The organism is Haloterrigena sp. H1, assembly GCF_005938085.1.
Lineage (GTDB): Archaea > Halobacteriota > Halobacteria > Halobacteriales > Natrialbaceae > Natrinema.
In genome coordinates this window covers 1,508,672-1,533,631 of sequence record NZ_SMZK01000001.1, presented here as the reverse complement: position 1 = coordinate 1,533,631, position 24,960 = coordinate 1,508,672, and the positions used below count along the sequence as shown (strand labels likewise).

The following is a 24,960-nucleotide window of genomic DNA, read 5'->3' as shown; positions in this document are numbered from 1 at the left end:
CAAAGCGGGTCGAACTACTGCACTGCGCGAGTCGCGTCGTCGATGATCTCGAGTGCTTCTTTCAGTTCCTCGGTCCCGGTCGCATAGGAGAGTCGCGCGTAGCCCGCGCCGTTTGCGCCGAAGGCGTCGCCGGGGACGACGACGACGCCGCGATCGAGCACTTCCTCACACCAGCCCTCGGGCACCTTCGGCATCGCGTAGAAGGCCCCCTCCGGGGTGGGCACCTCGAGGCCGGCGTCGGTGAGCCCGTCGAGCACGAGGTCACGGCGCTGTTCGAAGGTGTCGACCATCTCCTGAACCGGCTCCTGGGGGCCCGTCAGGGCGGCTTCGGCGGCGTACTGGGCTGGCGCCGAGGCACAGGCCTGGCCGTACTGGTGGACCCGGAGCATGCGCTCGATGCGGCGGTTCGAGGCCACGACCCAGCCGAGCCGCCAGCCGGTCATCGAGTAGGTCTTTGAACAGGCGCTAATGGTGACGACGTTGTCCGTCTCAGCGAATTTCAACGGCGAGTGGTGTTCGCCCTCGAAGACGATGTGTTCGTAGACCTCGTCGGAAATACAGAGCACGTCGTGTTCGTCGGCGATGCGGGCGAACTCGCGCATGTCTGCCTCGCTCTGGACGGCCCCCGTTGGGTTCGCGGGGCTGTTGACAATGAACGCTGCCGTCTCGTCGGTGATCGACTCCTCGACCGTCGCAGGGTCGAGGGTGAGATCGTCGCGCAACCCGACCGGCTTCGGCGTCCCGTCGGCGATGTGGGTCAGAGCGTCGTAGGAGACGAAGCCGGGATCGGGGAAGATGACTTCCTCGCCGGGATCGACGTGGGCCTGCAGCGCGAGATGGAGCGCCTCGCTGCCGCCCGAGGTCGCGATCACGTCTTCGGGGTCGATCTCGAGGCCGTAGTCGCGGTCGTACTTCGCGACGATCGCCTCGCGAAGCTGTCGCGTGCCCTTGTTGGACGTGTAGGCGTCGGCACGCCCGGATTCGATCGCTTCGATCGCCCCGCGGCGAGCGTGGGCGGGCGTCGGGAAGTCCGGCTGGCCGAGGCCGAGGTTGATCGCGTCCTCACCGGCGGCCTCGAACACTTTGCGAATGCCGCTGATCGACACCTGCTCGACTCGATCTGCGAAGTCGGTCATGGCTAAACGGGGGGAGTCAACCCCGATAACTCTTCATGTCTCGTCAACGCGAGGCGGGGCACCGGTCGCTGGCGTGGGACTCGCGACGCTGTCGTTGTGCCGGTGGCTGCCGTCGACGACTCTCGCTTGGGTTCGAGGTCCAACTGTCTTGTCTGTGTGACAGAACACACCACAAGGAATATGCCTGTCGTAGCGAATCCGTCGATAATGACTCCCTCTCGACGATCGTTCCTCGCCGCGGGCGCGACGGGGACGCTCGCACTGACGGCTGGCTGTCTCGACGTCGTACTCGGCAACGGCCCACTCGAGTTCGATGCCGACCGCGTCGCCCCGACCGCGGACGCGCTGGCGTCGACCGGCTACCAGGAAAGCGACGTCAGCGACGAGACGATCGAGCGGACGGTCGAACTCCCCGGCGGCATCGAACGCGAGGTCCGGGCGACGATCTGGCAATCGATCTATACGAAAGCCGTCGACTACGCCGGCCAGACGAGTGAGGGGGCTGCCTTCGCCGGCGTCTCGATCCCTGGCATGCAGATCGCGGGCCGATCGCTCAACCCGCTTGGCGAGTTATCGAACAAGGAACTCCTCGAGCGATTCCTCGGGGAGATCCCCAGCGATCACGGCGAGATCAGCGATCTCACGCACGAGGAGTCGTTCGGGCTCGAGATCCTCGGTGACGGCCGCACTGTCGACGTGTTCGTCGGCCAGAGCGAGCTGGAGGGCGAGACGGGCGAGATCGAACTCAAACTCACGTCGTTCGACCACGAAGGCGACCTGCTCGTCTTGCTCGGCACCTATCCGAAGGTGCTCACGGCCGAGTCGGCAAACGTCGAAGAACTCATGGAGTCAGCTGAACACCCGGTTACGAACTAACGGCGTGACTCGAGACCAAACGGGGCCGACTGCCGGGGTGGGACGACCTCGGGAAGCTATTTGACGCTCGTTGTCGTTCGCCCACGTGTGCGGTGGCTGCCGAGTGCGATCCTGTCCGCGGGTTACTGGACTCTCCTCGTGGAGCGGCAACTTGATTGCACAATATTGGGAATGTCCAGAAATAGTTTAGGCGCTGCCGGCCCACGTTTCACCTATGGCAGACACGTTCGTCGTCATCGGCGGTGACGCAGCAGGAATGAGCGCTGCGAGCAAGGCGAAACGCGAGAACCCGGAGCTGGAGGTAATCGTCTTCGAGAAAGGCGACTGGGTCTCGTATGCCGCCTGTGGGATGCCGTACTACGTCAAAGGGGATGTCGACGACCTGGACGACCTCGTCACGATAACAGCTGACGAGTTCCGCGACGAACGGGACGTCGACCTGCGGACGGGGGCGGAAGTCGTCGACGTCGACCCCGACGCGCAGACGGTAACGGTCGAGACTGATTCCGAGACGTACGAGCAGTCGTACGACGACCTCCTCGTGGCGACCGGCGCAAGCGCGATCGAGCCGCCCTTCGAGGGACTCGATCTCGAGGGCGTCTTCACCATCCACGACATGGACGAAGCCGACGCCATCGAGGACTACGTCAGCGAACGCGACCTCGAGACGGCCGCGATCGTCGGTGGCGGCTACGTCGGGATCGAGATGGCCGAGGCGCTGTCGGCCCACGGTATCGACGTCGCCCTCTACGAGATGCTGCCCCACGTCCTCCAGCCGTTCGGCGAGCCCGTCGCCGAGGTCGTCGAAGACCATTTGCGCGAACAGGGCGTCGACCTTCGCCTCGAGACGGCTGTCTCGGGCTTCGTCGGCGACGAGCGCGTCGATGGCGTTCGACTGGACGAGGAGACGGTTCCCGCCGACATCGCGATCGTCGGCGTCGGCGTCGCACCGAACGTCAACCTCGCCGAGGCGGCCGGAATCGAGCTTGGGCCGACCGGGGCCGTCGCGACTGACGAGTACAGCCGGACGAACTACGAGAACGTCTACGCGGCGGGTGACTGTGCCGAGGCACGCCACGTCGTGACCGGCGAGCCGGATCACGTACCGCTTGCTCTGACCGCGAACCGTGCGGGTCGCGCGATCGGCCAGACGATCACCGGCGATCCAACGCCGATCGGCGAGATCGCCGGCACGGCCATCGTCAAGGCGTTCGAACTCGGGGCCGCCCGGACAGGACTAACCGACGAGGAACGGGCCCGCGAGGCCGGGTTCGACCCAGTCTCGGTCACGATCTCGGCGGCGACACGTGCCCACTACTACCCGGAGGGCGAGGAACTGACCGTCACACTGTTGGCCGACCGAGAGAGCGGCACGCTACTGGGCGGTAGCGTCGTCGGCCGCGAAGGCGCGAAACGGATCGACACGGTCGCGACGGCACTCCACGCCGGCATGACGGTCACCGACCTCCAGAACGCAGATCTGGCGTACGCCCCGCCGTTTAGCCCCGTCTGGGATCCGGTTCTGACCGCGGCGAAAGTTCTCTCCGGGAAACTCGAGTAACGACGGCCGACCGCTCGCGCCGACGCGGATCGACAGCACCGACGGCCCTTGTCGGCAGTGTTCTGAGGGTGTCGGAATCCAAGAAACGTTTAACTTCAGGCTGTTCATACCAGTGACTATGCAAAACAATGTCGGCTCGGTAGACCGGCTCGTACGGCTCGTCGGTGGTGCGGTTCTCGTCGCCATCGGCATTGCGTCGATTGCGCATATCCTCCCTGCCGGAATGATCGTGGGCGTGATCGCGACGCTGGTCGGACTCGTCTTCTTCGGGACCGGGCTGACCCGGTTCTGTCTGCTCTACCAGCTGCTAGGCGTCGATACGTGTAAAGCACCCTGACCGGCGTCGGCTCGAGATCGATCCGTTCGGCTCACGCCGTCATCCGCCGTCCCCAGTATTTCGCAAGTAGCCCAAGATTATTGTCCACTCACTGCGTAGCCGTGCGCAATGGAATCGAACGAACCGGCGTCGAACGGTGTCGTATCGTCCCGTCCGACGGACGGACACTTACGACGGAGGACGACCGATGTCTGAGAACGTAACGATGACCCCAACCGAACTCCGGACCGACATCCCTGCCCTCCAGGATGGTCTCTACCTCAACTACGGCGCACACGGCCCGAGCCCACGGTACATCGTCGATGCTGCCGACGAGTTCGTTCGGACACACGAGTACGAGTCACCGATCGCGGACGATCCGTACGAGACCGCCTTCGAGGCGTTCGACCGTACCCGGGAGACGGTCGCGTCGTTCATCGGCGCCGAGCCCGACGAGATCGCGCTTACGGAGAGTACGACCGGCGGGATCAACGCGCTCGCGAACGCGATCGACTGGCAGCCCGGCGACGTCGTCGTCCGCACCGACCTCGAGCACCCCGCGGGCATCCTCCCCTGGCAGCGCCTCGAGCGGGAGGGCGTCGAGGTTCGCGTCGTCGAAACCGAGGCCGGGCGGATCGATCTCGAGCGGTTCGCCGAGGCTGTTTCGGACGCCAGACTCGCCTGTTTCAGCGCGCTTACGTGGACCCACGGGACGCAACTCCCTGTCACAAAGCTGGTCGACATCGCCCACGACGCCGGCGCGCTCGCGCTCGTGGACGCGGTTCAAGTTCCCGGACAGCTGCCGATGGATGTCGGGGAGTGGGGGGCCGACGCCGTCGCCGCCGCGGGCCACAAGTGGCTGCTCGGTCTCTGGGGCGGTGGCTTTCTCTACGTCGACCGAGCCGTCGCCGAGGACCTCGAGCCACGGGCCGTCGGCTATCGAAGCGTCGAAGACGCGAACGCTGACCCCTACGAGTACGCGGCCGGTGCACGTCGACTCGAGGTCGGCTCGGCGAACCCAGCCCCCCACGTCGCGCTCGGTGAGGCGATCGGCGCTATCGACGAGGTCGGAATCGATACCATCGGAGCCCGGATTCACCGCCTCGCAGGTCGTCTCGCCGACGGCGTTCCCGACGACCGGCTCCGTAGTCCGTCGACACCGGAGTCCGGCCTGGTGACGATCGACGTCGCGGAGCCGACGGCGACGGTCGAACGGCTGGCTGCGGCGGGAATCATCGTTCGCGAGCTGCCGTCACCGGATGCGATCCGGGCGTCCGTTCACGCGGTCAACACGGCGGCAGAGGTGGATCGGCTGCTCGAGGCATTGGAGCGAGAATGGTAACGTGACCGCGCGGCCGCCGTGTCGGATCAGTCGACTTCGACGTCCCCGTCGTCGGTGACGACGACCTCGTGGCCGCGGTAGGAAAAGCGCACTTCGAACGTCCGGTCGGCGTCGTCCGAGCCGTGGTCGATCAGTTCGTTCAACGCGTCGGGATCAACGACGTCCGCCAACGGTGGCGTCATGGAGGTGGGGTCGACATCGTCGGCTTCGGCGACCGCTTCGATGACGCGCGGTACTACCGGCGGCGACGAACGGTGAGTCGTGTGAAGGGTCATTGAGAGCGAGTAAACACAGTAATCGGGGAGTCGTCTCGGTGGTTTAGACCAACAGCTGGACGTCCGATTCGGCCATGTGCTGGAGGGCAGTCGCGGCGCCGACGCCAGTGGTGACGCCGTCGTAGAAGTCGTCCTCGTCGTACTCCATCAGCTCGATGGTCATCTGACAGGCCTGCAGTTCGACACCCTGATCGAGCGAGAGGTCGATCAGTTCCTCGATGGTTGCGGTGCCGTTCTCGTCGATGCGCTTTTCCATCATTCGCGTCGCCATCCGATCCATTCCGGGGAGGGCGGCGAGCGCGTTCGGCATCGGCATGTTGGGGTTGCCGACCGCACTGAGTTTCAGATCCGAGGACTTCTCCTCGTGGAGGATGTCGAGTCCCCAGAACGTGTGGAAGACGACCACGTCCCAGCCGAACGCGGCCGCGGTGCTCGCGAGGATCAACGGCGGGTACGCCATGTCGAACGTCCCCTGGGTCGCGACGATCGTCATCTTCTTCTGGCCGTCGCCGACCTCAGTCTCGAGGGAAGCGACTTGCTCCTCAAGCTCTTCGATCCGCTCCTGGAGGGCGTCCTCGCTCATCGGCTCGCCGTCTCCCGTCGCCGAGGGTGTATCCGTACTCATGTTATGCTGTCTTCTTGACGTAGTGTTTGTAGACGTCGCCGTCCTCGACCTGCTCGAGCATTTCGACGCCGTCCGTGCCAGTCGCCCAGCCGTCGAGGTCGCTCATGCTGCCCGAGTCCGTGGCGACTACCTCGAGGATGTCGCCTTCGGCGAGGTCGTCGATGGCGGACTTCGTTTTGACGACCGGCATGGGACACGATGCACCTTTGACGTCGAGCGTCTCCGTGATATCGAATGCTTCACTCATGATTGGGTACTCCGTGATCTGTATTGGAGTTACTCCACAATATCGCCTCGAAGGTTAAAAGAATGCCGGTTCTTGCACCACTCACAAACAACTGCTGCTGTGAATCGACGAGAATATCACCTAAAGCAGCCTTCTAATCGGCTTCAAGCGGAAATTTTCAGTCGAAGATGGGTCAATATTGCACAAACAGGGAACTACTATGCAAACCCTTATATGCTATCGGCCGATACCTGTGAGTACACGATATGAACGCCGACGATTTCCCTACTCCGGATGCCGATGTTGCGGCGGTGACTCCGGAGACATTGAAAAGTCGTATCGACGCAGGCGAGGAGGTGACGCTCCTCGACGTGCGCGCGGAATCGGAGTACGAGGAGTGGCACATCGACGGCGACAGCGTCGAGTCGATCAACATCCCATACTTCGAGTTCCTCGAGGACGAGCTCGACGAGGGCGTTCTCGCACAGATTCCCGACGACCGTGAAGTGACGGTCCTCTGTGCGAAAGGTGGCTCGAGCGAGTTCGTCGCGGGCACGCTCAAAGACCGCGGGTACGACGCAAACCAGCTCGAAGACGGGATGAACGGCTGGGCGCGCATCTACGAGCGCGTCGAAGTGTCCGACTACGAGGGCTCGGGTACCCTTTACCAGTACCAGCGTCCTTCGTCGGGTTGTCTTGGCTACCTCGTCGTCGACGGCGGCGAGGCCGCGGTGATCGACCCGCTGCGAGCCTTTACCGACCGCTACCTCACCGATGCCGACGAACTCGGCGTCGACCTGCAGTACGCGATCGATACACACATCCACGCCGACCACATTTCCGGCGTGCGTGCACTCGACGCCGTCGGCGTCGAGGGCGTCATCCCTGATGCGTCGGTCCAGCGTGGCGTCACCTACGCCGACGACGTGACGCTGGCCGAGGACGGCGACGAGTTCGAGGTCGGCGACGCAACCATCGAAACCGTCTCCACCCCCGGGCACACCTCCGGCATGACCTCGTACCTCGTCGATGACTCGCTGCTGGCGACCGGCGACGGCCTGTTCATCGAAAGCGTCGCCCGTCCTGACTTAGAAGAGGGCGACGACGGTGCACCCGAAGCCGCGGCCCAACTCTACGAGAGCCTGCAGGAGCGTGTCCTCTCACTGCCCGACGAGACGCTGATCGGTGGCGCACACTTCAGCGACGCCGCCGAACCTGCTGCCGACGGCACCTACACCGCGCCGATCGGCCAGCTCGAAGAGGAGATGGCTGCGCTGACGATGGACGAAGACGAGTTCGTCGAACTCATCCTCTCGGATATGCCCCCACGGCCGGCCAACTACGAGGACATCATCCCCACCAACCTCGGTCAGCAGGAGGCCGACGACGACGAAGCATTCGAACTCGAGCTCGGCCCGAACAACTGTGCTGCCAGCCAGGAATCGCTCGCGGGTGACTAATAATTTATATGGTAGCTGATCCAGTCCCCCTCCAGTTGGCCGCCGAACTGTTCCCGAACGGGATCAGTCGATACGCCATCGGCGGACTCCTCGTCGGTCTCGGCACGGTCGTAATCTATCTCGGGACCGGCATCCCCGCCGGTGCGAGTACGTTCCTCGAGTCGACGCTGTCGTACGTCTCCGGACAGTCCCGCTTCCAGCGGTACGTCTCATCTCGCGACTGGCGGCTCGTGTTCACGTTCGGCATCATTATGGGTGCGCTGGCGTTCTCGGCGACCGTCCAGTCCGGGCTGATTACGACGTCGCTCTACCAACCCGGGACGACCGGCCAACTGTACGAGGTCGGCGGCCTGACGCTCTGGTCGACGGACGTCCAGCCGTGGCGGCTGCTCGTCGGCGGCATCTTCGTCGGTATCGGGACACGCATTGGGAAGGGCTGTACGTCCGGACACGGCGTCTGCGGCGTCGGTTCCGCATCGAAGACCTCGATTACGGGTGTCATCACGTTCATGATCGTCGCGATCCTGACTGCACAGATCGTCGCCGCACTGGGGGTGAGCCCGTAATGGCGGACCGTCATCCCCTCTTCATGCCGCTGATCCTAGTCGGCGGCCTGATCTTCGGCTTCGGACTCGGATTCAGCCACATGGCCCGCCCGGAAGTGGTGCTGAACTTCCTCCAATTCGACGACTTCGGACTGGTGTTCGTGATGTTCGGCGCCGCGATCGTCACCGGGGTGACGTTCTTCCTCGCCCCACGGCTGCTCGGTCGGGCACCGCTGACCGGCGACCAGTTCGAACGCCGGCTGAAGTCGTTCGATCGGAACGTCCTGATCGGCGGATCGATCTTCGGCGTCGGCTGGGGGCTCTCGGGCATTTGTCCGGGAGCCGCCTACGCCAGCCTCGGCATTGGCAACGTCACCATCCTCTGGGCGCTCGCCGGGATGTTCCTCGGCGCGTACCTCCAAGGTCGGTGGCGAAGCCATGCCGCCGGTGCTGACTCCGTGACTGCAGGTGCGGACTAAACCGCTCTTTTCGATCCGCTAATGGACCTTACTCTCGTTTTGCTGTTCGTCACCGCCGGGTTCGCGAGTCTGTTTATGGCGTGGGTCATCGGCGCCGGCTCGAGCGGTGCGACACCCTTCGCGCCCGCCGTCGGTGCCAACGCCATCTCGACGATGCGGGCCGCGTTCATCGTCGGCATTTTCGGTTTCGCCGGGGCCGTCACGCAAGGTGCAAACGTCTCGGAGGCGATCGGTCGCGGACTGATCGGCGGTGTCAGCCTGCCGGCTGCCGGCGTGATCGCCGTCTTACTGATCGGTGCCGGCCTCATGGCTATCGGCATTCGAACCGGCTATCCGATCGCGACAGCGTTTACCGTGACCGGTTCGGTGATCGGCGTCGGACTCGCGCTCGGCGGGACGCCAGTCTGGGCGAAGTACCAGCAGATCGGGGCCGTCTGGGTGCTGACGCCGTTCGTCGGCGGCGGCATCGCGTACGTGATCGCGAGCGTGTTGCCACGACCTGACGTCCCCGAGCGAATCAGCGTCGCGGTGCTTGCAGGTCTCGTCGGCGGCGTCCTCGCGAACGTCACGTTTTCGTTTCTCGGCCCTGCCGGATCGGCCGGCACCGTTTCGGGCACCCTCCAGCGACTCACCGGGCTCGAGTCCGGCACTGCCGTGGTCGGATTCTCGCTGGCGGTGGCGCTCGCGATTGCAGGGCTCGTCTACTGGGACATCCGGCGGGACATGACCGGCGGGCTCAGGCGGGTGCTGTTGACGCTCGGCTCGCTCGTCGCGTTCTCGGCCGGCGGCAGCCAGGTCGGGCTCGCAGTCGGGCCCTTGTTGCCCTTACTCGACGACCTCGAGATGATCTCGACGATGGCCATCCTCGTCGGTGGTGGGGCCGGGATCCTCGTCGGTTCGTGGACCGGTGCGCCACGCATGATCAAGTCGCTGGCACAGGATTACTCGTCGCTGGGGCCGCGTCGCTCGATCGCGGCGCTCGTCCCGTCGTTTCTCATCGCGCAGGTCGCGATCTTGCTTGGCGTCCCAGTCTCGTTCAACGAGATCGTCGTCAGCGCGATCATCGGCAGCGGCGCGGCGGTCGGTGGCAGGGACGCGATCAGCCCGCGGAAGATCTCGATGACGATCGGCGCGTGGATCGCGTCGTTCGCGCTCGCGTTCGTGCTCGGCTACGGCGTGGTCGTCGTGTTCCCGATGGCGTAGCCAGGTACTGCCCTTTGCGTCCTCGTTGGTTCAATAGAGTATCGCCGCGGACGATAACCTTGGTCGGTGCGTACGAATTTAGTTCACGCTGTGCATGTGAGTCTATGAGCAGCCGAGGCCCCGAAATCGATCGCGTGTCTCCCCAAAAGCAGTTGACAGTGGATTATATGCAGATGGCGGGACACCGGAGCAACGTCCACGGGCTCGTCGAAATCGACGTCACCGACGCCAGGGAGCAGATCCGGTCGATCGAGGAAGAGACCGGAACGGACCTCTCGTTTACAGCCTTCATCATCTCCTGTTTGGCAGCTACCGTGGAGGAACAGCCGCAAGTCCACCGATATCATGATTGGCGGGGACGGATCTACGAGTTCGAGGACGTGGATGTCAATGTCCTCATCGAACGGGAAGTTGACGGCGAGCGAATCGGTGTTCCACACGTCATCCGGGCAGCGAATCAGCGGACGGTCCGGTCAATTCATGACGAAATCCGACGCGTCCAGACGGACACTTCGAACCGCCCCGAGGCTGGCATCGCCAAGCTCGCCCGCCGCTTTCCCGGAGTCATCCGCAGACAAATCTGGCGCCTCCCGCAATGGTTCCCCTCACGGTGGAAACAGCTCGCCGGCACCGTCGCTGTCACCTCTGTCGGTATGTTCGGCACCGGAAACGGGTGGGCCATCAGTCCCACGAACTACACTCTCCAGCTCACTGTCGGCGGCATCGGAACCAAACCACGTCTGATCGATGGCGAACTCCAGTCTCGGGAGTATCTGAGCCTCACCGTCACCTTCGACCATGACGTCGTGGACGGAGCCCCAGCCACGCGGTTCGTCCAGCGCCTCGGCGCACATCTGGAAGCCGGCACCGGTCTAGATGCCGTGTCCGCCGACTGAGCAACCTCTCGACGAGAGCCAAGACACTACATCCCGCTCAACTCCCATAATACATTTCTCTCCCCCGATTCCGCGCAAAGAAAACGCGCACCTAGCTACTATTACGCCGACCGAGGTGGCGGCACGAGGTAAACGTTCCCCGCAGCGCGCGTGATGACCGACTCAGAGACGCTGCCGAGCAACAGGCGGCGGAGTCGGCTTCGACCGCGCGAGCCAAGCAGGATCGTCGTCGCGTCGAACTCGGCTTCGGCCGCGATGATCTCGTCGGCCGGATCACCCTGCCGAACGTCGATCTCGGTCTCGATGTCCCACTCCTCGAGTTGGGCTGTGAGTTCGTCTAGCCGTGTGCTCGGTTCGTCGCCGTCGTCTCCCGTCGTGCCGGCGTCTTTCGGCGACTGGACGTGGACGAGCCGCGCCGACTGAGTGGCGTGGCGAAGCGTCGAGAACGCCTCGAACGCGCGCTCGGCGTTGTCGGAGAAGTCGGTCGCATAGAGGGTTCGCCGAAAGAGGTGCTCACGCCGGAGGTCGGGTTCGTCGGTCTCGCGCTCGATACGCGTAATGAGTAGTGGTACCACGGTCGTCCGCGCGAGATTCCGCGTCGTCGATCCGATGACGCGGTTCTCGAGCGGGCTCTTCCCACGCGAGCCGGCGATCGTCAGATCGGCTTCGACAGCGCCGGCGATCCCGTTGATGCGACGATGGGGCGTCCCACGGACGACGTGCGTGTCAACCTCGAAGCCCGCGTCCTCCATCACCGACTGATACCGATCGAGCGCACGCTGACGACGGCCTTCGAGGTCCATGCCTGGCATCCCGGCGTGGACGTTCGAGGGGACGACGGTGACGAGATGGATCGTGTCGATGCCGATTCGCTCGAGGCACTCGAGGCAGGTTTCGTTCTCGATCGCCGCTTCACTGGCTGCCGAGAGATCGGTCGCATAGAGCGCTCGCATGTCTCGAACGGATGCGATCGTCGTATAATATTGTTTGTATAGTTCAGAACCGATGAACATCAGTCGGTGCTATTCGGTTCGATAGCAGCGGAAGATCCCCACTGATTGTCCCCGAGTAATGAATTTCTTTAGCGCGATAAAATCCGCGCACGACCGTGTAAGCCGTTCGATTGCGGTCGATCAACGAGGGGCTTTGGACCGCCATATCCCTATAACTTACGCATATATTTCGGTTGGATAGCCGTGTGATCAGCTGCAGTAATATTGTGCGCTATTTCCAAAACTGTTAATACCAGCATCCGATTAGAGACTATTGAAGAGAAAACCATGATGGACACACAACTGCACACGATAGTTGGTGGGACGCAATGATCGGTGGGGGAAGTCTGACCGCATCGGTAGACGCTGGCATGCTTATCGGGGCTGTGCTCCTCGAGGCCATCGTCCTGTATATCGGCTACGGCGTAGTGGAAGAGTTGCTCGGAGAACCAGTGGTCAATCGCATTAAGAACAACTAACAATGGAAATACTTGGAATGAGCCTGGCGCTGATCGTGATGTTCGTCGGATTCGGTCTGCTCATCGGGATCCTGTTCGGATTCTTCGGGATGGGCGGGTCGTTCCTCGTGACGCCCGCACTGCTGGTGATGGGCTACGACGCGAACGTCGCGGTCGGGTCCGGTCTGGCCTTCGTCTTCGGGACCTCCGTGATCGCGACGCTCAAACACCGTGACCTCGGGCAGGTCGACTACAAACTCGGCGTCTTGATGATCGCCGGGACGACCGCCGGCATCGAAGTCGGGAAGATCGGCCTCGAGTACTTACAGCACATCGGGCTGGCCGGCTCCGTGGTCAGCGTCGCGTACGTGCTGTTGCTCGGTGGGATCGGTGTCTTCGTCACCTACGAAGCGATGAAAGGCAGTGGTGGCGGCATCGACCACGACGTCGACGAGGACGCCGATCTCGAGGACGAGGAAATTCCCGAGATTGCCCAGAAGATCCAGTCGTACAACGTGCCGCCGATGATCTCGATCCGCGGTGGGTTCAGGGTCTCGCTGTGGATGGTGCTGGCTGTGGCGTTCGCGACGGGGGTGCTGTCGGGCTTCCTCGGCGTCGGTGGCGGCTTCATCCGCATGCCCGCGCTGTTCTACCTGATCGGCGTGCCCGTCCCGGTCGCAGTCGGGACTGACCTCTTCGAGATCGTCTTCTCGGGCGGGATCGGGAGCTTCCTCTACGCCCAGTCCGGTGCCGTCAACCTCGGCATCGTCGTCCCGCTGCTGGCCGGGAGCGCACTCGGTGCCCGCGTCGGCGCAGCCGCGACCAACCTCGTCAACGAAGAGGACATCAAGGTCTACTTCGGGGTCATGCTGTTGCTCGGTGCGATCGCCGTCGCGGTGCGAGAGATCGGCGGGCTCCTCGAGATGCCCGTCCTCGACGTGGTGAGCCTGGCGATCATTCTCGGAGCCGCGCTGCTCGTCAGCGGGGCCGTCGTCTACAGCGGCGTCACCGTGCTCCGTGAGGGCACGGACGTGTCGCCGCCGACTGCTGACTAGGCAGTCACAGGATTGTATGGTTTCTACACAAGTCTTTTAACTGCGCGCCGCCTACACGGGCGTGATTACAATGCCGGATTCGATGTCCGAACAACTCCAGCAAGATATGCAGTGTGAAGGACTCCTCGAGTGCTTCCACGGCCTCAAGCACCTCGACAAGGAGTGCTTCCGGGCGCTCGTCGCTGCCGATGAGCCGATGACCGTCGATGAAATCGCCGACGCCGTCGACCGCGAGCGCTCGACCGCCTACCGGGCCGTCCAGCGGCTGCTGCAGACGGGGTTCATTCAGAAAGATCAGGTCAACTACGACCAAGGCGGGTACTACCACGTGTACTTCCCGACCGATCCGTCGAAGATCGCCGACAGCATGCAGCGGATGTTAAACGACTGGTACGCCAAGATGGGCCAACTCATCCAGGAGTTCGAGAACAAATACGAGCAGCAGACCGAGACGACTGCGCCCGCCGAGATCGAAGGCTAACGCCGGCCCGCCGAACTTCTCCCGTCGACATCTCCCTTCTCCGTTCTCCCCTCCCCGATCGTTTCTACCGGAAAATATCACCACAACCTATGACAGCGCCGCTCCGGGAGAACGGCGCGTACGGACACTCGAGGGGCGTCTTTCAGTGACTTCGCTGCGTTCGCGGTAACTCGGGTCGCTGTAGCTCTCGCCGAGGCGGACAGTCAAATACAGGTCGGGGCTGTATAGACCTGATACGCCGTCTCTCCGTCGGCTTCACTATCCACCCCACCTGCTATGAGCGTACCCGAATCTACGAACGATCTCGAACAGTTCCTCACGAACGTCTCCCAGCTTCGGTATCGGGAGGTGATGATGGTCGCCGCAACGCTCGCCGTTATCGTCGCGTCGATCGTTTTCTTCCCGGGCCTCGAGCACATCGGGAAAGGCGTTCAGTCCGACCTCTCGGTCGAGTTGCTTGCCCTGTTCGTCGGGGTCGCGATCGTCGCCGGCGTCGTCAAAGGGATGATCGGCTTTGGCTACTCGCTGATCACGACGCCGATCTTCGCGTCGGTCATCGACCCGACGTTTGCCGTCGTCGTCCTCGCGATTCCGCCGTGGATGCTCAACATGTACCAGGTCGGCGAAACCGATACGGGACGGGAATTCGTCCGCGAGGAGTGGCCACTGCTTGCCCTTGCCGTCGTCGGGAGCGTCATCGGCGTCGCGGCCCTGGCGGCGTTTAGCGCCGGGCCGATCGTCCCCTTCGTCATCGGCCTCGTCATCCTCGGCTACGTTGCCTTTCAGGTGGTCCAGAACTTCGTCACGGTCGAGGAGGCCCACCACCCGATCGCGCTCGGCTCCGCCGGCTTCCTCGAAGGGTTCCTGCTCGCGATCGCGAACCTCGGGCCGCTGCTGCCGGCGTACTTCCACACCTTCGAGCGTGACACCGAACGCTACATCGGCGGGCTCTCAATGGTGCTCGGAACGATCTTTACTGTCCGGATCATCCAGATGACGCTGTTTACCGACCTCATGACGACCTACCGGCTCTGGCTCGGCTCGGTGATCGCGGTCGTCACCATCGTCGGCCTGCTGGTGGGAACGTATCTCCGGCGCCTCGAGATCGACGAACAGCGGTTCAACTGGTTCGTCGTCGGGCTCCTGTTTATTATCTCGCTCAACATCTTCCGGAACACCGTGCCGGCGCTGTTCTTCTAGTGTAGCTTCAACCGTGAACGTGTGAGTACATCGTTCTACGATCAAACTGCCAGTTCAAACTCATTTTTCTGAAGCCCTGCAAGAGACACAGCGCGAATGCAGCACAACCACTCATCCAGCTATCAGAGCTACGGAGTGACCAGTACAGAGCGCTCTCCGATAGCAATTGGTACAATCAGGGCCAACCTCTACCCTTCCAGCCACCTGCAGTCACTGTATGAGCGTTATTCTCGAATTCACAATTGAGAACGACGCGTTCACGCTCGGGGAAGTCCTGTCTGGGCCGCCTCACATGCACATCGAACTCGAACGGATCGTCCCAACAGGTAACTCCACCGTGCCCTTCCTGTGGGTAAGGGGAGACGATTTCGAGGCCTTCGAAGAAAACGTGACTGCGCACGAGTCCGTCGACGAAATTCTCGCACTCGACAAAGTGGCGGATAGCACGCTCTATCGCGTTCGATGGCACGGGCAACACAACGACCTCATCCGGGGAATCACGGAGGCAGATGGGACGATTTTAGAAGGGCATGCTGATGACAGGTGGTATTTCCGACTCCGATTCCCCGACCACGATGCACTCTCACGGTTCCACAACTACTGTACCGACCGCGGAATAGCGATCCACATCGTTCGAACGTATACGGAAACCGACCGAACTGAGACCGTCAAGCGGTTCGGCCTCTCTCAGGAACAGCGTGAGGCACTCCTCGTGGGGCTTCGGAGGGGGTACTTCGATACGCCGAGTCAAGTGAGCTTGGACGAACTCGCCGACGAACTCGACGTCTCTCAACAGGCCATGTCGGATCGGATTCGTCGAGGAACGAAACAGGTCCTCAGCGAGGCGTTGCTGTCGAGCGCGACGGACTTCGAGTGATCCACCGAGCCGTTTTAAAAGAATTGTTGAGACTATGGATACGCTTTCTTTAAACGGGTCTCTACACCTTTCCAATGTCAGTATCCCGCCGCAGTTCCCCCATCGAGGCCGCGTCCAGTCGGGAGGGTGGTCCCAATACGAACAGCGAGCGGGTCTCGCTATGAATAGTATCATGAGTGAACGTAGTATCGAATTCGATACGGTGCTCGACCTGTGTCGAGATCGACACCGTCGTACCGTCCTTGCGTTCTTCGCCAACCAGCAACGGTCGTTAACGCTGAACGACCTCGTGAAGACGATTATCAAACACAATCATCACCTCTCGGTTTCGGCAGTTTCTGGAGACGAGTTATCGCAGATTCGACTCTCATTAGTTCACCAACACATTCCGGCGCTGGAAGCGGTGTCGGTTGTCGAGTACGATCCGGACCGGGAACTGGTGGAGCCAACAGAGCGGTTCGACGAATTGCAGCCTGCTCTGTCGGCTATCATTGAAGCCGATCCCGAACTCGAACCACCGTTCGAGTTGTAATCTCGATTAGCCTGCTATGAAACGGAGGAGACGGTCAGTTCTCAGCCAACAGATCGATTAAATTATCTCGGATCGGTAGGAATAAACGACATCGGGTTTCTACATCCATCCTCTAAGTCTTGCACTCCATCACTGTCAGTTCACAGTTCAAATCTGCCACTGCACGGATGCTGATACTTACAAGTTGAAGGTTGAAACACCACTAGTACAGTCTGTTTTGGCCGCTTACTTCGTCAGCGACGCGAGGATGAGTACCATCCCGCTCGAGACGACGGCCGCCTGCACGAGCGCGGCTGAGACGATCGTCGTCCCGAACACGAGGTAGATCAGTCCCTCACAGATCGCCCCTGCGCCGATGAACACGAAGCCGACGGCGACGTACAGCATCGGCGTGTTGTCGTTTCGGCGGTAGCCGTGATAGGCCAGATACGCGACGAGAAGACTCAACACGAGCGTGATCAGTTTGGCGATGACGAACGGCGCTTCCATCAGTCCTCACCCCGGAGCCCGTCCCAGAGCGACGTGAAGTTGTCGGCGAGTTCGTCGCGCGTCTCCAGCGTCAGCGAGAGGTCGCCGTCGGCGAGCTCGACGTGCAGTGATTCGAGTGCTGTTTCGAACTCGCTTCGGTGGGCACCGTCCGCGTCGACGGTGTGTCGTTCCTCGAGCAGGCCGTGTTCCTGCAGCCGCGAGACGCGACGATAGATCGTCGTCAGCGAGGCGTCACATTCCTCGCTCAACGCTTTCGCTGTCTTCGGCCCTCGATCCGCGGCGATGAGAATCTGCCGTGCGTAGTCGTCCGCAAGGAGCTGGAAGACGGCTGCCGAACTCGAGGACCCTCCGTGTTGCACACGGTAAGAACCGATTACTCAGCGTCAAATAGGCGGCGATTTGCTGGTACAGCGAATCGGCGTGAACGTTTTATACCGATTCGAACGCGTGGCCGGTCACGAACGACAGGTCGGACACGTCCGTCGGTTCCGAACGACGATCAATCCCGCCAGAATCGCTACGGAGACCGCGCCGAGCAACGGACGAAGCGGATCGAAGTACGTCATGAGCGCGGACGAACTGAACAGCGCGAGCAAGAAGACGTTACAGATCGGACAGCCGACGGCCAGAAAGCCGCCGACCAGCCCGCCGATCGCCCACCGGTCTTCGCTGCTTGCGGTATCGGCGTCAGTCGCGTCCTCGAGTTGCGCGTCGACCGTGTCGGTCGCGATCCGCTGTGCGGTGTAGACGCCAGCAAGCAGGGCGGTCAGCGTCAGAAACAGGTAATCGACCGGCGTCCGCGGGACCATTCGGACGTAGAGTGGGTTCGGGATGAGCCCGGTGACGAGTCCGAACAGCGCGAAGACACCAAGTCCGGCGGCCACTCCCCACGCCATCGCCCGTCGATCCGACCGGATCGATCGCACGAGGCTGCGTCCGATCATCGCGTCGCCTCCGTGTCGAACGCACACTGTTCGGGATGGCCTGCCCGACCGAGGAAGAATACCAGCAGCGCGAGGCCACCGATGCGAAGCAACGCGCCGTCGTACGGGAGGGCTGCCAGCCCGCCGGCGAAGCCGAGGAAGCCGAGGAGCCCCGCCCCACAGCTCGCACAGCCCGACGCGAGGAGGCCGGGCACGACGCCGGAGAGATCGGTGAGCCCTGAGAGGCCGCCAAACCGGAGCTGTGCGACGGCGTTGACGACGGCGACGCCCGAAAGCAGTGCATAGAGAACGATGATCCCGAGTCCCGTCCAGCCGTCGGAGCGGTACACCGTCTCGGTGAGCGAGACGAGGACGTACGCGAACCAGTCGAGACCGTCACCGAGCATCTGGAGTGAGAACTCGGGCATCGTACTCAGAATCAACAGGACGTAGGTGGCGACCGTGACGAACACCAACCCGAACGTCCCTCGCCACGTCTCGAACGGGTACGAAACCGCCGCAGCGAGATTCCGCAGGTAGTCACTCATCGAGTCGCGCGAGAGCATTCGGGTAGATCACTGTCGGGAACGGTGAAATGTTCGCCCTCGATTTGCTGAGTCTGGAAATCGCCGGATCAGTTAGGGGCCGGCGCTGTGAACGGACGCGAGTACAACGTATGTCGCTCGATCAGCCGTCTCGGCGGGCCGTTCTCGCCGGATCCGTTCTGACCCTCGGTGGTGGCAGTGTCTACTATCTCGCACGCTCCAACGAAGCAACCGCGCATGGAGCCGGCTCGTCGTTTCACTCGAGTACAGAGACATCGGCGTTCGGCATCGACCTCACCGGCAAGCCGATCATGGGCGCACCCGATGCCCCGCTCCAGATGTATTATTGGACGGACTTCCAGTGTCCGTTCTGTGAGCGGTTCGAACGGGAGACGCTCCCCGATCTCGTGTCCGAGTACGTCGAGTCAGGCGACCTTCGCATCGTCTTCATCGCCCTGCCGTACTTCGACGGCTCGATGCCTGCCACGGTCGCTAGCAAGTGCGTGTGGGCGCAGGTTCGCGACACGGACACGCCATCGGCGTACTGGAACTGGCACACGGCGATCTTCGAGGAACAGGGCCAGAAGAATTCAGGGTGGGCCTCGAGAAAGAACCTCCTCGAGTACACGCGGTCGGTCGACGGCGTCGATGCCGACGCACTCGAGACGTGTCTCGACGAGCGCCGCTCGGCGCTCGAAGCCCAGGTCAATGCGGATGCCGAAAAGGCGCAGTCGCTCGGCGTGTCGGGCACGCCGACGTTCGCCATCGTCGACCGCGAGGCTGGCGCGACCGAAACGCTCGTCGGTGCTCAGCCGAAAAAACGATTCGACGAGGCGATCGGCCGCCTCGATGACGCGTAACTCGCGTCCACGAAATCGCGATGGCTCGACTTACAGGGCCTCGAGAGCGCGTTTGAAGCGCTTGTGGGCGTCCTCGCCGATCGGCTCGAGTCAGGTAACGCCGATCAAGCGTTCCGGGTTTACGGCGCTGACGACGACGTCGCCGTCGTCGCCGTCGTACACGACGACGTTACACGGAAGCAACGTGCTGAGGTCGATATCGTCCTCGAGTCCCTGATTGGCAAGCTGGGATTACACGCGCCCAGAATCCTGTACTGCCGAAACTCCTCGTCGAGTTTCTCCGCGAACGTCGCCTGGACGTCGATGTCACAGAGAACACCGAATCCCTCGTCCTCGAGCGCATCGATGGTCGCTGAGACGACGTCGGCGAACTCACCGTCGACGTGCGTGTCGAGTGTATAGCTCACGTGTGGTGGTCATGGTACCAGTTAGAGCAGACCGTATCAGTCGGCGTCCGATGAGACACGCGCTCGCGAGACATCGAGCTGTTCGGTCGCGAACCACCTGATGACGCTGCCTTCCGCACGGTGGAGGAGTTCGCTACACGTCGCTTTCGAGATGCCGAGGTCGCGTGCCACGTCGGTAAGCGTCGCCTCTCGAGGCGTCGCGTAGTAGCCGCGCTCGAGCGCCGCTAGCAATACTTCCCGTTGTCGATCGGTCACGATGGGGTCGGCTCGTGTCTGGCCGATCTCGTGGACGGATTCGAGATCGTACTCGATCCCGATCTCGTCGAGCAGTCGGCCGAACTCGGAGAACCGATCCGACGCCGCGGTCACCGTCCATGTCGCCTCGCCGTCTCGGACGGTAAATGGCAGTTCGATCGGGACCCCCGTTTCCAACACCGGCCGAAGAATCGAGGGTCTCGACGTTTCGACGTGGAGCAATGCGTCCGCCGCCTCTTTCCAGAGCAGTTCAAAATCGACGATGTCCGTTCGATCGGCCATGTCGGTGATCACCGGAAGCGGGTCCGCCGTCTGCAATTCGATGAGGGCGATTCCCGTCCGCTCGCTGGCCAGTACTGAGACGACTTCGAACGTCGTCTTGGGGTGCGACTGCGAGATTTCGTCGATCCATGTTCCCGTGGGAATCGAAATCGTGAGGGTGGCTCGAGGCACGTGAGTAGTTCGGCGCTCCAGGACTGTTCACGTGTTTCCGAACATGTTTGGTCGAGCCTGACGAGTTCGGGGGCCCCGTGCGTGTTCGGATCAACCGATACCTGTCTGGCGCGGCTACGGTCGGATAGAGTCACGGTGTCTCCAATGCAAACACGTACGAATCCGTTTCTCGTCATGGCCGGATTGTACCTGACGGTTGGGCTGGTCGCCGTCGTGGGGACCCTCGCCGTCGAGTCCGGCCTCCTCGAATCGCTCCCCCGCCTCCGGTGGGTGCTGATCCACCTCGTGACGATCGGCGGGCTGACTCAGGCCGTCTTCGGCGTGCTGCCGTCGCTGGTGACTGGGGCCGACGAGTCGGCGCGACGCCCGAACGCCGGCCGTCGGTGGGTGGAATGGCTCTCGCTGAACGCTGGCTATCCGTTGCTCCTCCTCGGGATGGCGACCGGATCAACGACCGTCGCGGTCACCGGTGCGACGATCGTCCTCGGTGCGCTCGGACTCTTGCTCTCGACAGTCTTTCAGGCGAGCGCGCGTGCCACCGACCACGGAATCCGTCGGTACTATCGACTCGCGCCGTGGTTTCTCGTCGTCGGGATTCTCGCTGCGTTCGGAATGTTACTCGGCGTCCACGGTCCTGGCGGCTATTTCGGCTCGCTCGAAGCCCACGTGCACGCGAACGTCTGGGGATTTCTGGCACTTATCGTCGCCGGGGCCCTGTTCACGCTCCTGCCGGCGCTGCTCGGGACGGAGCTTCGGTATCCCCGACTCGTGTCGGTCACGTTCTGGGGGCTGACGATCGGCGTCGTCGGCCTCATCGCTGGCCCGTGGCTCGCACACAACGAGGTAACGGTCGTCGGGCTCGGTACCTATGTCGTCGGGACGGTTGCACTGCTGGCGAACGTCGTCGGCACGTACCGCAGCAGTGATCGCAGCCAGCCCCGCCGCATCGCGCTCGTCCTCGGAGCGTATCTGTGGCTCGTCTTCCCCGTGCCGTGGGCACCGCTCGTCCTCCTGTTTCCGGACACAGTCCCCGCCGGCGCGATCGAAATCGCGGCTATCAACGGGCTGGTCTTCGGCTGGATGCTCCAGCTCGCGATGGCGTTTCTCCCCGTCGTGGCAGCAGCGTTCGCACGACCCGTTTCGGATGGCAGTTTCGCCGAGACAGTGGCGGCGGTTGCTGCCGAGTGCCCGCAGCCGTCCTGGATTCAGGTCGGAAGCGTGAACCTCGGCATGCTCGCACTCTGGCTGACCCCGATTCCCTTCCTCGGTGGACTCGAAGCAAACACGACACTCGCGGGATTTACACTGATCGCCGTCGCCTGGGCGATGTTCGTGGTCTCGCTCTGGCGGTCGATCGTGTCGCCGACGAGTGACGGGACAGAACGAGAGAAGGCGGCCCGCGATGCGGCGTAATCTCTCACATCTTCACGCTGCACTGCCCCGTTCGTGGGCGATATCCATACCGTCACCTATCGCTCTCGACACGTTAGGGACGATTGGCCCCCCATATTGCGGGCTTTGTTCAATACTGGGTTCGATCGCTGACTGAACGGCCGACTGCGACTCAGCAGACACCAGGCCTTTGTCCGGGCGTGGCAAAACAGCCACGCGATGGTCACGCGCCGAACGATCCGCTCGCTCGCCCTCGCGGGCGGCCTTGCCGGTCTTGCCGGCGTCGCGTACGCGCTCCGCTGGCGGCAAAAGCCGTCGCCGTGTCCGTACTCCCAGCGCGTCTGGATCGATCTCCCCCGGCCGGTCATCTCTCGTTCCAGGTTGTGTGAGGTCCTCGAGCCACAGCCCGGCGAACGAATCCTCGAGCTCGGGCCGGGAACGGGCTACTACACGGGCACGGTCGCACGGGCGGTCGCACCGAACGGAACGGTCCACGCCGTCGACGTCCAGCGATCGATGGTGGCAGACCTCCGAACGCGACTGCGCGATCGCGGCCACGACAACGTCGCGCCGGTCTGTGGCGACGGGAGGGAACTCCCCTACCCTGATGACAGCTTCGATGCCGCCTATTTGGTTCTCGTACTCGGCGAAATCCCCGCCCAAGAGCGGGCGCTCGCCGAACTCGAGCGGGTACTGAAACCCGGCGGCCGGCTCGTCGTCGGGGAGTCGCTTCCCGATCCGCACTTCGTCACGTGCGAGACGCTTCGGGACCGTGCCGAGCGACAGGGGTTCCGGTTCGAAACCGATGTCGGCACGCGGGGCAGCTATTTCACACGGGTGGCCGTTCCGCCGTCGGCAACCGGTGACTGATACGGACCCCTCCCAGTCGGTTCCGGCGCACCCGCGACCCGTCATCGTCGCGGGTGCGCCGATACACAGTGGTAGCAGGCCGTATGACTCCGTCTCGATCCGATGATCGCCCCACCCGATTGTTGACATTCCATGCACAATTGCTCTAGGAGATAGTACCCGAACCGGATCGAAAACAGCCACATAGGCAATTTCGGACCATCGTGCGGCAGTATCACTGTAGTAACTGTTTCTCGACATGGTGGTATTGCGCAATATATGCAAAACCTTTAAAGGGAGACAGTCCGTAGAGAGTCGTGATGGCAACTGATGCACCTAGCGGCTCCGGACAGTCCCTCGACGAACCACTCCACGTCGAAAGCGAAGACCACTTCCAGGAGGTCACCAGCGGCTACGACGTCGTGCTCGTCGACTTCTACGCCGACTGGTGTGGGCCCTGTAAGATGCTCGAGCCGGTCCTCGAAGGACTGGCTGGCGAGACCGACGCCGTAATCGCGAAGGTCGACGTCGACCAACACCAGCAACTCGCCGGCTCGTTCGGCGTCCGCGGTGTCCCGACACTCGTCCTCTTTGCGGACGGCGAGCAGGTCGAACAGCAAACCGGCGTCTTGCCGGCTGAGCGACTCCGCAGCATGATCGAAGGCTATACCGAATGAGCGAGGCCATGATTGACACCGTCCACGACGTAATCGTCGTCGGCTCCGGCGTGTCCGGCCTTTCGGCGGCCGTCTACGCTGCGCGAGCCGACCTCGAGCCGCTGGTCCTCGAAGGCCCCGAGCCGGGCGGCCAGCTGACGCTGACGACAGACGTCGAGAACTACCTGGGCTTCCCCGACGGGATCGGCGGCATGGAGCTGATCCAGAACGGCAAAGAGCAGGCCAAACGCTTCGGTGCCGAGTTCGCCCACGGTACCGTCGAGCGCGCGACGCTCGAGGAGCGCCCGTTCGAACTCGAACTCTCGAACGGTGACGTCCTCCGCACGCGCGCACTGATCGTCGCCAGCGGTGCGAGCGCCCGCTGGGTCGGCGCGGAAAACGAAGACGAACTCATGGGCTATGGCCTCTCGACGTGTGCCACCTGTGACGGCGCGTTCCACCGCGGCGACGACGTCCTCGTGATCGGCGGCGGCGACAGCGCGATGGAAGAGGCGCTCTTCCTCGCGAAGTTCGCCGAGAGCGTCACGATCGTCCACCGCCGCGACGAACTGCGCGCCTCCGAGATCATGGCCGACCGTGCCCGCGACCACGAGGATATCGAGTTCCGCTGGAACACGGAACTCGAGACACTCCACGGCTCGCAAGAAGAGGGCGTCACCGGCGCGACGCTGGTCTCCCATCCCGACGGCCATCCCACAGAAAAGGCCGACAACGGGGTCGACGTCGACCGGGAGACCGTCGACGTCGGCGGCGTCTTCTACGGGATCGGCCACACGCCCAACACCGAGTTCCTCGAGGGAACCGGCGTCGAACGCGACGACAGCGGGTACCTCCAGACCGAATCGGACGACGAGGGTCGGGCGACGACCCACACAGCCGTCGACGGCGTCTTCGCCGCCGGCGACGTGGCCGACTCGCGCTACCGCCAGGCGATCACCGCCGCCGGCACCGGCAGCATGGCTGCCCTCGACGCCGAGGACTTCCTCGAGACGCTCGAGCACGAAGAACGTGCGCCGGCGATGGCACCGGAACAGTAGTCGACGACGACTGCGTCGCGAGCAGAGGCACGCCCTCGTTTATTCACGTCACTCCTCGTTTTCCGCCGTTCGGCGCGCGATCATCTCGAGGCCGATCCAGGAGATGACGACCTCGCCGTCCTGGTTGATCCCCTCGAGTTTCGTATCGACGTACCCACGCGTGTGGTCGCTCTCGGAGACGCGTTTCTCGAGGACTTCGGTTCGAATCGAGAGCGTATCGCCCGGTGTCACGGGCTGGTGCCACCGGAGTTCGTCGACGCCGCGAGCACCCATACCGGCCCGATCCTGCATCGGGCCGTCGACGAGCAGCCGCATGCAGATCGACGCAGTATGCCAGCCCGACGCGACCAGCTGGCCGAACGCCGAGCCCTCGGCGGCCGCCTCGTCGGTGTGAAACGGCTGGGGATCGTACTGCTCGGCGAACTCGACGAGCTCGGCTTTCGTCACGTGATACTCGCCGAATTCCTCGGTGTCGCCGATCTCGATGTCCTCGTAGTAGCGCATTGGCGCGTCATCCGATACGTATCGCCAAGAACCT

At 62.9% G+C, this 24,960-nt stretch carries 31 protein-coding genes and 1 pseudogene; 20 read left to right on the top strand and 12 right to left on the bottom strand.

Going from position 1 to position 24,960, the window contains the following annotated elements; all coding sequences use genetic code 11:
- Positions 1-14: 14 nt before the first annotated feature.
- On the bottom strand, positions 15-1,136 hold the full coding sequence (locus E2L06_RS07780) for a pyridoxal phosphate-dependent aminotransferase (RefSeq protein WP_138780220.1): 1,122 nt from the start codon (positions 1,134-1,136) through the stop codon (positions 15-17).
- A gap of 207 nt (positions 1,137-1,343) precedes the next feature.
- On the opposite strand from E2L06_RS07780, the gene E2L06_RS07775 reads away from it, so the two are divergent.
- The 4 genes from E2L06_RS07775 (at position 1,344) to E2L06_RS07760 (ending at position 5,231) form a co-directional block, all read left to right on the top strand.
- On the top strand, positions 1,344-2,012 hold the full coding sequence (locus tag E2L06_RS07775) for a DUF6517 family protein (RefSeq protein ID WP_138780218.1): 669 nt from the start codon (positions 1,344-1,346) through the stop codon (positions 2,010-2,012).
- Between the two features lie 214 nt (positions 2,013-2,226).
- The gene (locus E2L06_RS07770) at positions 2,227-3,573 is read left to right on the top strand and encodes an FAD-dependent oxidoreductase (protein WP_138780216.1); all 1,347 of its coding nucleotides are present in this window, start codon (positions 2,227-2,229) and stop codon (positions 3,571-3,573) included.
- Positions 3,574-3,691: 118 nt separating this feature from the next.
- Positions 3,692-3,910: a DUF2892 domain-containing protein gene (locus E2L06_RS07765; protein WP_138780214.1), complete on the top strand. Its 219-nt coding sequence runs from the start codon at positions 3,692-3,694 to the stop codon at positions 3,908-3,910.
- Between the two features lie 187 nt (positions 3,911-4,097).
- Positions 4,098-5,231, top strand: coding sequence for an aminotransferase class V-fold PLP-dependent enzyme (locus E2L06_RS07760; RefSeq protein ID WP_138780212.1), 1,134 nt, complete (start codon positions 4,098-4,100; stop codon positions 5,229-5,231).
- Between the two features lie 26 nt (positions 5,232-5,257).
- Here E2L06_RS07760 and E2L06_RS07755 read toward each other — a convergent pair whose 3' ends face one another.
- Genes E2L06_RS07755 through E2L06_RS07745 form a run of 3 tightly spaced genes read right to left on the bottom strand, consistent with a single transcriptional unit; the run spans position 5,258 to position 6,378 of the window.
- Complete coding sequence (locus E2L06_RS07755) at positions 5,258-5,506, bottom strand: HalOD1 output domain-containing protein (RefSeq protein WP_138780210.1); 249 nt, start codon at positions 5,504-5,506, stop codon at positions 5,258-5,260.
- A gap of 43 nt (positions 5,507-5,549) precedes the next feature.
- Positions 5,550-6,131: a DsrE/DsrF/DrsH-like family protein gene (locus tag E2L06_RS07750; RefSeq protein ID WP_138780208.1), complete on the bottom strand. Its 582-nt coding sequence runs from the start codon at positions 6,129-6,131 to the stop codon at positions 5,550-5,552.
- A gap of 1 nt (position 6,132) precedes the next feature.
- Entirely contained in the window at positions 6,133-6,378 is a 246-nt protein-coding gene (locus E2L06_RS07745; protein ID WP_138780206.1) for a sulfurtransferase TusA family protein, read from the bottom strand.
- 245 nt (positions 6,379-6,623) lie between these two features.
- On the opposite strand from E2L06_RS07745, the gene E2L06_RS07740 reads away from it, so the two are divergent.
- From E2L06_RS07740 to E2L06_RS07720, 5 genes are all read left to right on the top strand, one after another.
- Positions 6,624-7,817, top strand: a complete 1,194-nt coding sequence (locus E2L06_RS07740; protein WP_138780204.1) for an MBL fold metallo-hydrolase — start codon at positions 6,624-6,626, stop codon at positions 7,815-7,817.
- Between the two features lie 8 nt (positions 7,818-7,825).
- Entirely contained in the window at positions 7,826-8,383 is a 558-nt protein-coding gene (locus E2L06_RS07735; RefSeq protein WP_138780202.1) for a YeeE/YedE family protein, read from the top strand.
- Entirely contained in the window at positions 8,383-8,841 is a 459-nt protein-coding gene (locus E2L06_RS07730; RefSeq protein WP_138780200.1) for a YeeE/YedE family protein, read from the top strand. The genes E2L06_RS07735 and E2L06_RS07730 overlap by 1 nt, the downstream gene beginning before the upstream one ends.
- Before the next feature lie 21 nt (positions 8,842-8,862).
- Complete coding sequence (locus E2L06_RS07725) at positions 8,863-10,044, top strand: inorganic phosphate transporter (protein ID WP_138780198.1); 1,182 nt, start codon at positions 8,863-8,865, stop codon at positions 10,042-10,044.
- 104 nt (positions 10,045-10,148) lie between these two features.
- Entirely contained in the window at positions 10,149-10,940 is a 792-nt protein-coding gene (locus tag E2L06_RS07720; protein WP_138780196.1) for a 2-oxo acid dehydrogenase subunit E2, read from the top strand.
- A 101-nt stretch (positions 10,941-11,041) separates the two neighbouring features.
- Here the strand turns inward: E2L06_RS07720 and E2L06_RS07715 are convergent, their stop codons facing one another.
- Positions 11,042-11,893, bottom strand: coding sequence for a universal stress protein (locus tag E2L06_RS07715; RefSeq protein ID WP_138780194.1), 852 nt, complete (start codon positions 11,891-11,893; stop codon positions 11,042-11,044).
- 368 nt (positions 11,894-12,261) lie between these two features.
- Between E2L06_RS07715 and E2L06_RS21790 the strand changes: the two genes are divergently transcribed.
- From E2L06_RS21790 to E2L06_RS07690, 6 genes are all read left to right on the top strand, one after another.
- Positions 12,262-12,411, top strand: a complete 150-nt coding sequence (locus E2L06_RS21790) for a hypothetical protein (RefSeq protein ID WP_171052324.1) — start codon at positions 12,262-12,264, stop codon at positions 12,409-12,411.
- Between the two features lie 2 nt (positions 12,412-12,413).
- Complete coding sequence (locus E2L06_RS07710) at positions 12,414-13,445, top strand: sulfite exporter TauE/SafE family protein (RefSeq protein WP_138780192.1); 1,032 nt, start codon at positions 12,414-12,416, stop codon at positions 13,443-13,445.
- A gap of 70 nt (positions 13,446-13,515) precedes the next feature.
- Positions 13,516-13,926, top strand: a complete 411-nt coding sequence (locus E2L06_RS07705; protein WP_138780190.1) for a helix-turn-helix domain-containing protein — start codon at positions 13,516-13,518, stop codon at positions 13,924-13,926.
- Between the two features lie 276 nt (positions 13,927-14,202).
- On the top strand, positions 14,203-15,126 hold the full coding sequence (locus E2L06_RS07700; RefSeq protein WP_138780188.1) for a sulfite exporter TauE/SafE family protein: 924 nt from the start codon (positions 14,203-14,205) through the stop codon (positions 15,124-15,126).
- Positions 15,127-15,343: 217 nt separating this feature from the next.
- A complete protein-coding gene (locus E2L06_RS07695; RefSeq protein ID WP_138780186.1) occupies positions 15,344-16,003 on the top strand; it encodes a bacterio-opsin activator domain-containing protein in 660 nt (219 codons plus the stop codon).
- Positions 16,004-16,175: 172 nt separating this feature from the next.
- Positions 16,176-16,535 carry a hypothetical protein gene (locus E2L06_RS07690; protein ID WP_138780184.1) on the top strand — a complete coding sequence of 120 codons (360 nt, stop codon included), beginning with the start codon at positions 16,176-16,178 and terminating at the stop codon, positions 16,533-16,535.
- A gap of 225 nt (positions 16,536-16,760) precedes the next feature.
- Here the strand turns inward: E2L06_RS07690 and E2L06_RS07685 are convergent, their stop codons facing one another.
- The 4 genes from E2L06_RS07685 to E2L06_RS07670 form a co-directional block, all read right to left on the bottom strand.
- A complete protein-coding gene (locus tag E2L06_RS07685; protein ID WP_138780182.1) occupies positions 16,761-17,024 on the bottom strand; it encodes a hypothetical protein in 264 nt (87 codons plus the stop codon).
- Positions 17,024-17,383, bottom strand: coding sequence for a winged helix-turn-helix domain-containing protein (locus E2L06_RS07680; protein WP_138780180.1), 360 nt, complete (start codon positions 17,381-17,383; stop codon positions 17,024-17,026). The genes E2L06_RS07685 and E2L06_RS07680 overlap by 1 nt, the downstream gene beginning before the upstream one ends.
- Before the next feature lie 96 nt (positions 17,384-17,479).
- Positions 17,480-17,968: a hypothetical protein gene (locus E2L06_RS07675; RefSeq protein ID WP_138780178.1), complete on the bottom strand. Its 489-nt coding sequence runs from the start codon at positions 17,966-17,968 to the stop codon at positions 17,480-17,482.
- Positions 17,965-18,513 carry a hypothetical protein gene (locus tag E2L06_RS07670; RefSeq protein WP_138780177.1) on the bottom strand — a complete coding sequence of 183 codons (549 nt, stop codon included), beginning with the start codon at positions 18,511-18,513 and terminating at the stop codon, positions 17,965-17,967. Before E2L06_RS07670 ends, E2L06_RS07675 begins: the two co-directional genes overlap by 4 nt.
- Before the next feature lie 110 nt (positions 18,514-18,623).
- On the opposite strand from E2L06_RS07670, the gene E2L06_RS07665 reads away from it, so the two are divergent.
- Positions 18,624-19,352: a thioredoxin domain-containing protein gene (locus tag E2L06_RS07665; protein ID WP_138780174.1), complete on the top strand. Its 729-nt coding sequence runs from the start codon at positions 18,624-18,626 to the stop codon at positions 19,350-19,352.
- A gap of 90 nt (positions 19,353-19,442) precedes the next feature.
- On the opposite strand, the pseudogene E2L06_RS07660 reads toward E2L06_RS07665, so the two are convergent.
- Both E2L06_RS07660 and E2L06_RS07655 read right to left on the bottom strand, forming a co-directional pair.
- Positions 19,443-19,759 (bottom strand): annotated as a pseudogene (locus tag E2L06_RS07660) (DUF302 domain-containing protein).
- 36 nt (positions 19,760-19,795) lie between these two features.
- Positions 19,796-20,467: a helix-turn-helix domain-containing protein gene (locus E2L06_RS07655; protein ID WP_138780172.1), complete on the bottom strand. Its 672-nt coding sequence runs from the start codon at positions 20,465-20,467 to the stop codon at positions 19,796-19,798.
- Positions 20,468-20,611: 144 nt separating this feature from the next.
- Here E2L06_RS07655 and E2L06_RS07650 point away from each other — a divergent pair, with 144 nt between their 5' ends.
- From E2L06_RS07650 to E2L06_RS07635, 4 genes are all read left to right on the top strand, one after another.
- Positions 20,612-21,880: a hypothetical protein gene (locus E2L06_RS07650; protein ID WP_138780170.1), complete on the top strand. Its 1,269-nt coding sequence runs from the start codon at positions 20,612-20,614 to the stop codon at positions 21,878-21,880.
- Between the two features lie 198 nt (positions 21,881-22,078).
- Positions 22,079-22,729 (top strand): class I SAM-dependent methyltransferase, encoded by a 651-nt coding sequence (locus E2L06_RS07645; protein ID WP_138780168.1) that lies wholly within the window; start codon positions 22,079-22,081, stop codon positions 22,727-22,729.
- 299 nt (positions 22,730-23,028) lie between these two features.
- Complete coding sequence (gene trxA / locus E2L06_RS07640; protein ID WP_138780167.1) at positions 23,029-23,385, top strand: thioredoxin; 357 nt, start codon at positions 23,029-23,031, stop codon at positions 23,383-23,385.
- Complete coding sequence (locus tag E2L06_RS07635; protein ID WP_138780165.1) at positions 23,382-24,422, top strand: NAD(P)/FAD-dependent oxidoreductase; 1,041 nt, start codon at positions 23,382-23,384, stop codon at positions 24,420-24,422. The genes trxA and E2L06_RS07635 overlap by 4 nt, the downstream gene beginning before the upstream one ends.
- Before the next feature lie 48 nt (positions 24,423-24,470).
- On the opposite strand, the gene E2L06_RS07630 is transcribed toward E2L06_RS07635, so the two are convergent.
- Positions 24,471-24,926, bottom strand: coding sequence for a MaoC family dehydratase (locus E2L06_RS07630; protein ID WP_138780163.1), 456 nt, complete (start codon positions 24,924-24,926; stop codon positions 24,471-24,473).
- Positions 24,927-24,960: the final 34 nt, after the last annotated feature.